This is a genomic window from Candidatus Melainabacteria bacterium RIFOXYA2_FULL_32_9, from assembly GCA_001784615.1.
Classification (GTDB): domain Bacteria; phylum Cyanobacteriota; class Vampirovibrionia; order Gastranaerophilales; family UBA9579; genus UBA9579.
The window spans coordinates 1-2,408 of the sequence record MFRQ01000038.1 but is presented as its reverse complement, the minus strand read 5'-3'; the positions used below and the strand labels follow the sequence as shown (position 1 = coordinate 2,408).

2 protein-coding genes and 1 pseudogene (1 of these 3 running past the window's edge) are annotated in these 2,408 nt (G+C 29.1%); all 3 read left to right on the top strand.

Features of this window, described 5'->3' with window-relative positions:
• Positions 1-638 (top strand): annotated as a pseudogene (locus A2255_06560) (hypothetical protein); it begins 76 nt to the left of the window's first position.
• Positions 639-824: 186 nt separating this feature from the next.
• Positions 825-1,358 (top strand): ribosomal-protein-alanine N-acetyltransferase, encoded by a 534-nt coding sequence (locus A2255_06555; GenBank protein OGI22185.1) that lies wholly within the window; start codon positions 825-827, stop codon positions 1,356-1,358.
• A gap of 89 nt (positions 1,359-1,447) precedes the next feature.
• Positions 1,448-2,128 (top strand): hypothetical protein, encoded by a 681-nt coding sequence (locus A2255_06550; protein OGI22184.1) that lies wholly within the window; start codon positions 1,448-1,450, stop codon positions 2,126-2,128.
• Positions 2,129-2,408 lie beyond the last annotated feature (280 nt).

Here is a 2,408-nt window from a genome sequence, read left to right as displayed (position 1 = left end):
TAATTATAAAAAGAATAGCGGATATTATATTTTCTTCGATTATTTTATTGCTTACTACGCCTTTAATGCTTATATTAATTTGTCTTATAAAACTTGAATCGAAAGGACCGGCTTGTTATGTGCAAGAAAGGGTTGGTCAATTTGGAAAATTATTTAAGGTCTATAAACTGAGAACTATGTATATTAATAATGAAAATTCTGGTGGTGGAGTAAGAACAGTTGATAATGATCCCAGAGTTACGAAAATAGGCAAGTTAATTAGGGGTTGCTCCTTGGATGAGTTTCCTCAATTTATCAATATATTACTTGGGAGTATGAGCTATATTGGTCCAAGACCTATTTCTTTAGACGAACATAATTTTGTTTTACAACATATAGAAAAAGAAAACCAATCTATTCCTCAAGGACTTTTCCATAGAGTTAAACCTGGAATAACAGGCTGGGCTCTATTACACGGTAGAGAGAAAATATCTTATGAGGACAGATTTAAACTTAACGCAGAATATGAAAATAATATTTCTATGTTCTTTGATTTGAAAATTTTCTTTCTGACTTTTAAAAAATACCTTTTTACCAATATATTTGTAATGCTTTTATTTTTAGCTGTAACAGGCATAGTTATTAGTATGATCTTTTAAAGATTTTTCTTTCTCCAAAAACTGTTTTAATTTATAATTAAACTATAGTAATTAGCTAATACCAAGTTACATTTAAACAAGTTATGATTGAAGTAATTACTAACCAATGGCTTGGTTAATAGGAATTAGTCAGTTCTATCAAATCAATTGTAATTTGGTGCGATCAAAAGCAGTTAGGGGAAAGAGTTGCTTGAAGTTTTAGTCAGAAAAATGTTGCCTCGAGATGTAAATCAGATTATGGAAATTGAGTGTGTTTCTTTTGGCCAATATCACTGGTCTTCACAGGCTTTTGTTTCTGAAATAAATAATAAACTTGGTAATTATATTACGATAATAGATAAAAAAACTCAAAAAGTCATCGGTTATAGTGGTTTTTGGCTTATCTTTGACGAAGCTCATATAACTACTATAGCTGTACATCCTGATTATAGAAAAAATTCTCTTGGCGAGCTTTTATTGCTTAATATGATTGAGTTAGGTTATAAAAATAACGCAAAATGGTTTACACTTGAAGTAAGAGCCAGTAATATTGCTGCACAAAATTTATATTATAAATATGGATTTAAAAGCCTTGGCCTCAGGAAGAAATACTTTCAGGATAATGAAGAAGATGCTTTAATTATGTGGACTGAAAATATTTGGGATACAAAGTTTAAGGAAATTTTTCAGCAACTCAAAGATAATTTAGCTAATAAGCAAACAATTGCTATTGGAAATTAAAAGCATAAGTTGAAATAAGTAGTATAATCTTTTATTAAGGTGAGAAAGTTACAAAGGGTTGTATTAAATATAACTGAATAATTAGGAATATGCTTAAAAGACTTTTAAAGAAAATTAAATATTTTAAATGTTTGGATCAATATCCTGAATTTAATATGGGATCATTTCTAGTTGCATTGTTTTGTACATTTTTAATTATAATGGCAACTTTTACACCGTTACATTTATGGTTATTATCTATTCCAGCTGATGCTTTTATAAATCCGATAAACTTTTTCTCTCAAGTTAAATCAATATCTGATATTACAATACAGTATTTATATATACCTCAAATTCCCGCAGTTCTGTTTATTGCTGCAATGCTAGGACCCAGAATAGGTTTATTTTCTATAGCTGTATATATAGGAGCAGGCCTGTTGGGATTTCCGGTTTTTGCTTCAGGTGGTGGGGTCCAATACGCAACTCAGTTAGTTTTTGGTTATATATTAGGTTATTTTGTCGGTGTTTACCTTGTTGGAAACATTTTATCCGCTAAAGCTAATTTTGCTTCTACATTCAGAGCAACATTAGTAGGAGTATTTGCTGTTCATTTATTCGGCATATTGTATTTAACTATAGTCTTATTGCTTCAACATAATTCTATTTTCTCAGTGTTCGGCTGGATCTGGGCTTTAAGTGGAATACAACTCCCTTATGATTTATTAATAAGCTTTATAGCTATCGTTTTAGCTCGCCCAGGGAGAGCAGTTTTCTGGATGGCTATGGATTAAATTTATACTACTACTCAGAGAAACTCGGATCATTTGTAATAAACCCTGGATTGTTTTAGGAAAATATATAATAATTTTTTTAACTATATATACTAAATATTGAAATACAATAAAGAACTTAACTTATTCAAAGTCTCCAATTAGTTTATTGGCGGACTTTTTTGCGTATATAAAAAAATATTGTAAAAAAAATGTAATATTTGGATATTATATGTAAATAAAATAAAAGTTAAATACTTTATATATATAATTTATAAAAACTTATCTCTAACTAATTAGA